Below are 7,868 nucleotides of genomic sequence, written 5' to 3'. Positions count from 1 at the left end.
CCGGGAAGTTCTCGTGCCGGTCGTAGACCGCCCGCTCCTCCGCCGGCGACAGCCTGAAGGCCGGCGGCACGAACACCAGGTCGCAGCGCCGGCAGCGGCGATAGTCGCGCCGCGCATCGCGATGGTAGAAGGCCGTATCGGCCGATGCGCATAGCGGGCAGGTCGGCATCATCGTATCCTCTGTGGCAGAGCAATCCTCCAAGGAGAACCGAATGCTGTCAGGTCTGGATCATCTGGTCATCACCGTGACCGACATTTCCCGCGCCGTGGACTTCTACTCCCGGGTGCTGGGGCTGGAGGTGCGCTACCGCGACCGCGAGCGCGTCGACCTGATCCTCGGCGACCTGGCCCTGCGCCTGCACTGGACCGCCACGGACATCGAACCCCGGGCGGCGACACCCACTCCCGGCAGCATCGACATCTGCCTGCGCAGCCTGCTGCCCCTGGACGAGGTGGCCCGCCACCTGGAGGCGCTGGACGTCGAGGTGGAGCTCGGCCCCGTGGAGCGCCAGGGCGCCACCGGCAAGCTGGAGTCGCTCTACCTGCGCGACCCGGACGGCAACCTGCTGGAGATCAGTCGCCCGGCGCGATGATGGCAAGGCCGCGCCCGGCCGGTATCATGGGCCCCAGACATTCACCCATTCAGGGATGACCATGAGCGACAACTCGCGCGACGACCGCGTCATCGATTCGAGCCGCCCCTCCGACACCACCATGCCCATGGTGGTCTACGCCCTCTACCTGGCTAGCTTTGTGGTGGGCTTCACCTCGGTGATCGGGGTGGTAATCGCCTATGTCTACCGCGGCAAGGGGCCCGAGTGGCTCGACGAGCACTATCGCTACCAGATCCGCACCTTCTGGATCGGCCTGCTCTACGCCACCGTTGCCACCGTCCTGGTGCTGGTCGCCATCGGCATCCCGCTGCTGATCGCCGTGGCCGTGTGGCTGATCGTGCGCTGCGTGAAGGGCTTTCGCGGCCTGCAGGAGAAGCGCGCCCCCGACAACGTGGACACCTGGCTCTTCTAGGCACGGATTCGTTCGAGATGGCCGAGACCCGCTCCCAGTCCAGCCCCCGTCAGGCCCGCGCGATCGCCACCCTCTGGCGGACGCTGGCCGGCCTCCGGCTCGCCACCCTGTGGCGCCTGTCGCGGATTGCCGGCCCCCTGGTGCACCGCTTCAGCCGCCGCGAGCGCGAGGTCACCGAGATCAACCTCGGCGAGGTCTACCCGGAGCGGACCCGCGCCGAGCGCCGCCGCCTGGCCCGGGCGAGCCTGACCCACTCCACCGCCACCATGCTGGAGCTGGGCTTCGCCTGGATGGGCGACCCCGAGCGCGTCGAGGCCGCGATCCTCGCCGTGCACGGCCGCGAGCTGCTCGACGAGGCCCGCGCCGAGGGGCGCGGCGTGATCGTGCTGGCGCCCCACTTCGGCAACTGGGAGGTGCTCAACTTCTGGCTCTCCAGCCATTTCCCCTTCACCGCCATGTACGAGCCGCCCAAGATCGCCGAGCTCGACGCCGTGACCCGCGCCGGGCGCGAACGCATGGGCGCGAGCCTGGTGCCCACCAACCCCCGCGGCGTGGCCGCCCTGCTCAAGGCGCTCAAGCGCTGCGAGGCGATCGGCATCCTGCCCGACCAGGAGCCGGACTGGGGCAGCGGCGTCTTCGCGCCCTTCTACGGCCGGCTCGCCTACACCGCCACCCTGCTGCCCAAGCTGGTGGCGCGCACCGAGGCCCGGGTGGTCACCGGGGTCGCCCGGCGCCTTCCCGGCCGCGGCTTCGAGATCCACTTCCTCCCCGCCGACGCGCGCGTCTACGCGGCTGACGAGCCGACCTCGGCCACCGGCGTCAACGCCTGCGTGGAGGCCGCCATCGCCCTGGACCCGGCCCAGTACCAGTGGGAGTACAAGCGCTACCGCAAGGTGATCCAGCAGCAGGAGGGGCACCCCCGCCATCAGGAGTTCCGGCTCTACTGAGGCGCCATTACGCAAAAATGGAAATTATTTCCAACCATTTTCCTTGCCGCCCCTGGCAACCCGCCCACAACCTGCTAGACTGGGCCTCACGCTTGACGGGGTGCCGGTGAATCCGGCTGAGATGGCGCAGGGGCAAAGGCCCGAGCACCGATCCCGTGGAACCTGATCCGGCTCGTACCGGCGTAGGAATCAAGCGGTGTCCTGGCGCCTCCAAGCGCCCCTCCCGGCCACCCTTCCCCTGCCCGCCCCGGATCGACCACAGACCGGAGGCATGATGGGGTATCGCTTCAGTGACCTGACCGCCAGTTGCGCGGACGACTGGCACGCCTATATCGAGCATGAGTTCGTGTGCGCCCTCGGCGACGGCACCCTCGACGGCGAGGCCTTCCGCCACTACCTGCAGCAGGACTACCTCTTCCTGATCCACTTCGCCCGGGCCTACGCCCTGGCCGCCTACAAGAGCCGCAGCCTCAGCGACCTGCGCCACGCCCATGAGGGCCTCAAGGCGATCCTCGACGTGGAGCTCGACCTCCACGTGAGCTACTGCCGCGAGTGGGGCATCACCGAGGCCGAGCTCGCCGCCCTGCCCGAGGCCCGTGCCACCCTGGCCTATACCCGCTACGTGCTGGACACCGGCCACCGCGGCGATCTGCTCGACCTGCACGTGGCGCTGGCCCCCTGCCTGGTGGGCTACGGCGTGATCGCCAACTGGCTGGGCGAGCGGGTGGAAACGGTGCGTGGCGACGCCAACCCCTATGACGCCTGGATCGCCATGTACGAAAGCGACGAGTTCCAGGCCGCCATGCATGCCGAGATCGCCTGGCTCGATGCACGCCTCGCCGAGGTGAGCGCGGCACGCTTCGCCGAGCTGACCGAGGTGTTCCGCGACGCCATCCGCCTCGAAATCGATTTCTGGCAGATGGGGCTGGATCGCGCCCTGTAGCGCTGGCTCCATCGCCATCCGTCCGCTGGTTCTGGTCAGGCCGGCGGGCGGCGTCAGACTGATGATCGACCGATCATCCGACCACGCGCTTGACGGGGTGCCGTTGACGACGGCTGAGATCATGCCTCTCGCCATAGAGAAAGCCTGGATCCCGTTGAACCTGAACTGGCTAGGACCAGCGTAGGGATCAAGCGACACGCAGCGGGATGCCTCCCCTGCCCCTGTCCTCCCCAAGCTGTCCTCCCTGAAACATCGACACGATATCCCCTGGGGAGAACATCAGATGAGCAAGACCGCCCACTTCCTGGCCGAGACCGCCAAGGTCGACGAGGCCGCCATCCGGCCCCTGCCCGGCTCGCGCAAGGTCTTTGTCGAGGGCTCGCGCCCCGATATCCGCGTGCCCTTCCGCGAGATCAGCCTGTCGCCCACCAAGACCTCCGGTGCCGACGAGGAGAACCCGCCCCTGCTGGTCTACGACACCTCCGGCCCCTACACCGACCCGGCGGCCGAGATCGACCTGCGCCGCGGCCTGCCCGAGCTGCGCCGCGCCTGGATCGAGGCGCGCGGCGACACCGAGTTCCTCGACGGTCCCACCAGCGAGTACGGCCAGCGTAGAGCCAACGACCCGACGCTCGCCCAACTGCGCTTCGACCTGACCCGCACGCCGCGGCGCGCCAAGGCAGGCAAGAACGTCACCCAGCTGCACTATGCCCGCCAGGGGATCATCACCCCGGAGATGGAATTTATCGCTATCCGGGAAAACCAGCGCCGCCAGGCCCTGGGCACGGCAGAGGTCGAGCGCATCCTGGGCCACCAGCACCCGGGCCAGGGCTTCGGCGCCCGCCTGGTTGATGAGATCACACCGGAGTTCGTGCGCGCCGAGGTGGCGGCGGGCCGGGCGATCATTCCCTGCAACATCAACCACGAGGAGGAGGTCGACAAGATGACCTGGGGCATCCGCTGGGGCGCGGATACCATCATGGACCTCTCCACCGGGCAGAACATCCACGAGACCCGCGAGTGGATCCTGCGCAACTCGCCGGTGCCCATCGGCACCGTGCCCATCTACCAGGCCCTGGAGAAGGTCAACGGCGTGGCCGAGGACCTGACCTGGGAGGTGTTCCGCGATACCCTGATCGAGCAGGCCGAGCAGGGGGTGGACTACTTCACCATCCACGCCGGCGTCCTGCTGCGCTATGTGCCGCTCACCGCCAAGCGGGTCACCGGCATCGTCTCCCGGGGCGGCTCGATCATGGCCAAGTGGTGCCTCTACCATCACCGGGAGAGCTTCCTCTACGAGCACTTCGAGGAGATCTGCGAGATCTGCAAGCGCTACGACGTGGCGTTTTCACTGGGCGACGGCCTGCGCCCCGGCTCGGTGGCCGACGCCAACGACGAGGCGCAGATGGCGGAGCTCAAGACCCTGGGCGAGCTGACCAGGATCGCCTGGAAGCACGACGTCCAGGTGATGATCGAGGGCCCCGGCCATGTGCCCATGCACCTCGTCAAGGAGAACATGGATAAGCAGCTGGAGTACTGCGACGAGGCGCCCTTCTACACCCTGGGCCCGCTGGTCACCGATATCGCCCCGGGCTACGACCACATCACCTCCGGCATCGGGGCGGCGATGATCGGCTGGTTCGGCTGCGCCATGCTCTGCTACGTGACCCCCAAGGAGCACCTCGGCCTGCCCAACAAGGACGACGTCAAGACCGGCATCATCACCTACAAGATCGCCGCCCACGCGGCGGATCTCGCGAAAGGCCACCCGGCCGCCCAGCGCCGCGACAACGCGCTCTCCAAGGCGCGCTTCGAGTTCCGCTGGGAGGACCAGTTCAACCTCGGCCTGGACCCGGACACCGCCCGGGAGTACCACGACGAGACCCTGCCCAAGGACTCCGCCAAGGTGGCCCACTTCTGCTCCATGTGCGGACCCAAGTTCTGCTCCATGAAGATCACCCAGGAGGTACGCGACTATGCCGCCGAGCACGGCCTGGACGGCGACGCCGAGGCGGTGATGAAGGGCATGGAGGAGCAGGCGGAGAAGTTCCGCCACAAGGGCGGCGCGCTCTATCAGGAGGTATAAGGAGGACTACCGCGATTACCGATTCGGTCGAGTATGGCCTTGTGATCGCCGTAGTGCCGACTGGCGGCTCACCCCTTCTCCTGTAGCTGGCTGCGCAGCCGCTCCTCCTGCTCGCGCAGCTCCGGGGTGAACGCCTCGCCGAAGTCCTCGGCCTCGAAGACCTGGCGGATCTCGATCTCGGCCTCGGTGCCCGGCATCGGGTTGGGGCAGCGCTTGACCCACTCGATGGCCTCCTCCCGGGAGGCCAGTGGACGGGAGGTCCTCCCCGCCTACGCCTCCACCCAGGACTTCCCGGCCCAGTGCTGCTCACAGTATTCGGCGAGCGTGGTGGCTCCCCACCAGTCGCTGTCGGCCTGCTGCAGCGCCTGGTGGGCCGCATCCAGCTCGTCCAGCACCTCGACCAGCTCATCCTCCTTGGCGTGCACCTCCTCCATGTAGTTGAAGAAGTTGGCGATCTGTTCCAGCGAGCAGAAGTGGGGGTGGATCTCCTCATCGTCGCTGTCGTCATCGGGCTCCGCCAGCGACTCCTGCTGGGTCTGGAAGCACTCGGTCAGCTTCTCCAGGGTCTCTTCGGCCTTGTGCAGATACTCCTCCACGTCGGACAGCTTCTCGTCGTACTTCTCCCAGGCCTTGCCTACCTCATCCCAGGCCTCCTGATAGGCCTGGCGGCTCGCCTCGTAGCCTTCCCATTCGGCTTCGCACTGCGGATTGATCTCCATGTCAGCCTCCCTGGCGCCTGAGCGCCAGTTCCAGGGCCGCGCTCGGCCGCCCCGCGCATCGCCCGGCGACGATGTCCAGTTGGCCGGGGCGCAGGGTGAACTCGCGCCGGCCGAGCCAGATCAGCGCATCGAAGGCGCTGGCCGCGGAGGCGGCCTCGCGCCGAATGCGCCTCACCTCAAGCACGGCCCCCTTCAGAGCACCCTTGCCCTTGGGGAACAGCGTGCCGCGCACCTGCACCCAGATGCCCGAGGTGACACCGAAGGAGTCCGCCGCGATGAACGGCAGGAGCACCGTCAACTGGGCGCCGCTCGGCGTGCCGATGATCAGGACCGTGCGCGGTGCCGGGCCGCCGGCCGTGACGCTCACCGCCAGGACCAGCGCGGCCGTCTCGATCACCTCACCGGCCTGCCCCTTCAGGGCCTGGGCCACCGAGGTGCGCGGCAGGTCGAGGGTCGCGGGGGCGAGCGGCAGGGCCGCGATGGCCCCGAACGCCGCCAAGGCGACCTCGTCGGCGAGGGTATAGGCCCGGATGACCGCGTGGGCGCCGGCGAGCAGGCCCAGCAGGTAACGGATGCCGTCGTAGATCAGGGCGGCGTCGCGGGCGAGGCGCAGGGCATCGCGCTCCGCGGCCACCACGGCGGCAGTGGCCACGGCCCCCGCCTGCGCCGCCAGCGCACTGCCGGTGTCGCGGGTCCAGTGCTCCGTCTCCTGCACCCGGACCCACAGGGCCAGGGCGTCGCGGGGCCTGACGACGCCCGACGCCTGGCACTCCGAGGCCAGCGCTCGCAGCGCATCGCGCAGCTCACGCACCCGCCCTTCGACCGCCCCCCGGTCTGCCGCCAGCCTGGCCGTGGCATCGGGGCGGGATTGGGGGGGCGCCTCGACGATGGCCAGCAGCACCAGGCCATGCAGGGCCCACAGGCGCTGCCTCGCCCAGTCCGCCAACCGTCGTTCGAGGCTGTCCCGGCCGGGCGGACGACGCGGGAGCCCCAAGAGCACGGCGGCATGCAGGGAGAGCCTGGCCTGGGCCGGCTGTCGGGCCAGGCGCTCGGCCATCTCCGGCGTGACGACCGACGCCATACCCTCGACCCGGCCGATCGCGGCCAGCTCGTGGAGGGCCTGCACGACCTCATCCCGTGCCGCCTCGGTGCGCCGCTGCACCGCCAGGGTGGTGCCGATCAGGTCATGGAGCATGGGGAGCCGCTCGCCTGCCCGGAACAGGGCGGCGAAGGCGTCGCGCAGCGCGCCCGGGCCCTCCGCCCAGGCGCTGGCGATCGCGGCATGGCGCTCCCGCAGGCTCGCCTCCTGCCGGCGCAAGGCGCTCTCGGTGTGGGCGATCAACTTGACCCGCAGCGCGCCGTCGCGAGCGGCCGTAGCGAGGGTGTGGGTCAGATCCGTCAGGGTGAGGGTTGTCATGACGACCTCGTGGCCGGGCTGCTCGGGGGTGGGTGGCGGCCGTGCCTGGGCGAGCCGTGCGAGCATGGCCAGCCCCGCCTCCAGGCCACGGTCGACGGTCAGGGAGGCGCCGCTGCGCAGCGCCTGCATGCGCGCCAGGGCCCATTCGCCGCGCCCGGCCCCCTGCGGGGTCTCCCGCGCGAGAGCCCCCAGCACCCAATGGTTGTGGGCGATATGGGTGCGGCTGGCATGGCGCTCGGGATCCCGGCCCGCCAACAGGGGGATCGCGGTGGCCAAACCCGCCATGTCGTCGAGCAAGGCGCGGTCCACGGCGGGCCGCCCGGCCTGCTGCCAGGCCGCCCGGGCCTCTTCCGGGGCGTGACCGTGGGTCGACTTGAAGGCGCTACAGAAAGGACAGGGACATCGCCAGTCATCGCCGTTCAGCAGGTGTTCGGCGATCCGGATGAGGGAGCGTCGTGCGCCGTGATGGTGGAGATCATAGAGCACGCGATCCCGCACGGCGTCGTGGATCGGGCTGGTCGCATCGGTGGCCAGTTCGGCCTGCGCGGGGGCCGCCGCCGCATAGAGCGGGAAGAGCACCGCGGCGCCCAGCCCGAGCGCATGCAGGGAGCGCAACGGCCGCTTGGCCTCGGCGAACCCATCGCGCAGCCCGGCGATCACCTGCGTCAGGCGGACATAGCGCCGCGCCGAGGGCCGTTCCAGGTGATGGGTGGCGGTGCCGAGGGTAGAG

General features: G+C 69.5%; 8 protein-coding genes and 2 riboswitches. Of the genes, 5 read left to right on the top strand and 3 right to left on the bottom strand.

Annotated features, from left to right (window positions below; translation table 11 throughout):
- Positions 1–212: 212 nt before the first annotated feature.
- The 5 genes from J5F18_RS07575 (at position 213) to thiC (ending at position 5,002) form a co-directional block, all read left to right on the top strand.
- Positions 213–593, top strand: coding sequence for a VOC family protein (locus J5F18_RS07575; protein ID WP_346301663.1), 381 nt, complete (start codon positions 213–215; stop codon positions 591–593).
- A gap of 55 nt (positions 594–648) precedes the next feature.
- Positions 649–1,026 carry a DUF4870 domain-containing protein gene (locus tag J5F18_RS07570; RefSeq protein ID WP_346301662.1) on the top strand — a complete coding sequence of 126 codons (378 nt, stop codon included), beginning with the start codon at positions 649–651 and terminating at the stop codon, positions 1,024–1,026.
- Positions 1,027–1,043: 17 nt separating this feature from the next.
- Positions 1,044–1,973, top strand: coding sequence for a lipid A biosynthesis acyltransferase (locus tag J5F18_RS07565; protein ID WP_346301661.1), 930 nt, complete (start codon positions 1,044–1,046; stop codon positions 1,971–1,973).
- A gap of 86 nt (positions 1,974–2,059) precedes the next feature.
- Positions 2,060–2,179, top strand: a riboswitch (TPP riboswitch).
- A gap of 68 nt (positions 2,180–2,247) precedes the next feature.
- The gene (gene tenA, locus J5F18_RS07560; RefSeq protein WP_346301660.1) at positions 2,248–2,916 is read left to right on the top strand and encodes a thiaminase II; all 669 of its coding nucleotides are present in this window, start codon (positions 2,248–2,250) and stop codon (positions 2,914–2,916) included.
- Positions 2,917–2,999: 83 nt separating this feature from the next.
- Positions 3,000–3,120, top strand: a riboswitch (TPP riboswitch).
- Positions 3,121–3,199: 79 nt separating this feature from the next.
- A complete protein-coding gene (gene thiC / locus J5F18_RS07555) occupies positions 3,200–5,002 on the top strand; it encodes a phosphomethylpyrimidine synthase ThiC (protein WP_346301659.1) in 1,803 nt (600 codons plus the stop codon).
- 68 nt (positions 5,003–5,070) lie between these two features.
- On the opposite strand, the gene J5F18_RS07550 is transcribed toward thiC, so the two are convergent.
- The 3 genes from J5F18_RS07550 to J5F18_RS07540 all read right to left on the bottom strand — a co-directional run.
- Entirely contained in the window at positions 5,071–5,199 is a 129-nt protein-coding gene (locus J5F18_RS07550) for a hypothetical protein (protein ID WP_346301658.1), read from the bottom strand.
- A 72-nt stretch (positions 5,200–5,271) separates the two neighbouring features.
- Positions 5,272–5,721, bottom strand: a complete 450-nt coding sequence (locus J5F18_RS07545) for a hypothetical protein (RefSeq protein ID WP_346301657.1) — start codon at positions 5,719–5,721, stop codon at positions 5,272–5,274.
- Between the two features lies 1 nt (position 5,722).
- The coding region (locus tag J5F18_RS07540; RefSeq protein ID WP_346301656.1) for a hypothetical protein at positions 5,723–7,868 on the bottom strand (2,146 nt) is incomplete at its 5' end.

It is taken from the genome of Halomonas sp. BM-2019 (assembly GCF_017584085.1).
This window is presented reverse-complemented; position numbering and strand designations above follow the sequence as displayed.

Excerpts from the sequence above, each read along its gene's own strand:
- thiC (WP_346301659.1), top strand. The coding sequence starts at position 3,200 with ATGAGCAAGACCGCCCACTTCCTGGCCGAGACCGCCAAGGTCGACGAG.
- tenA (WP_346301660.1), top strand. The coding sequence starts at position 2,248 with ATGGGGTATCGCTTCAGTGACCTGACCGCCAGTTGCGCGGACGACTGG.
- J5F18_RS07575 (WP_346301663.1), top strand. The coding sequence starts at position 213 with ATGCTGTCAGGTCTGGATCATCTGGTCATCACCGTGACCGACATTTCC.
- J5F18_RS07545 (WP_346301657.1), bottom strand. The coding sequence starts at position 5,721 with ATGGAGATCAATCCGCAGTGCGAAGCCGAATGGGAAGGCTACGAGGCG.
- J5F18_RS07550 (WP_346301658.1), bottom strand. The coding sequence starts at position 5,199 with ATGCCGGGCACCGAGGCCGAGATCGAGATCCGCCAGGTCTTCGAGGCC.
- J5F18_RS07565 (WP_346301661.1), top strand. The coding sequence starts at position 1,044 with ATGGCCGAGACCCGCTCCCAGTCCAGCCCCCGTCAGGCCCGCGCGATC.
- J5F18_RS07570 (WP_346301662.1), top strand. The coding sequence starts at position 649 with ATGACCATGAGCGACAACTCGCGCGACGACCGCGTCATCGATTCGAGC.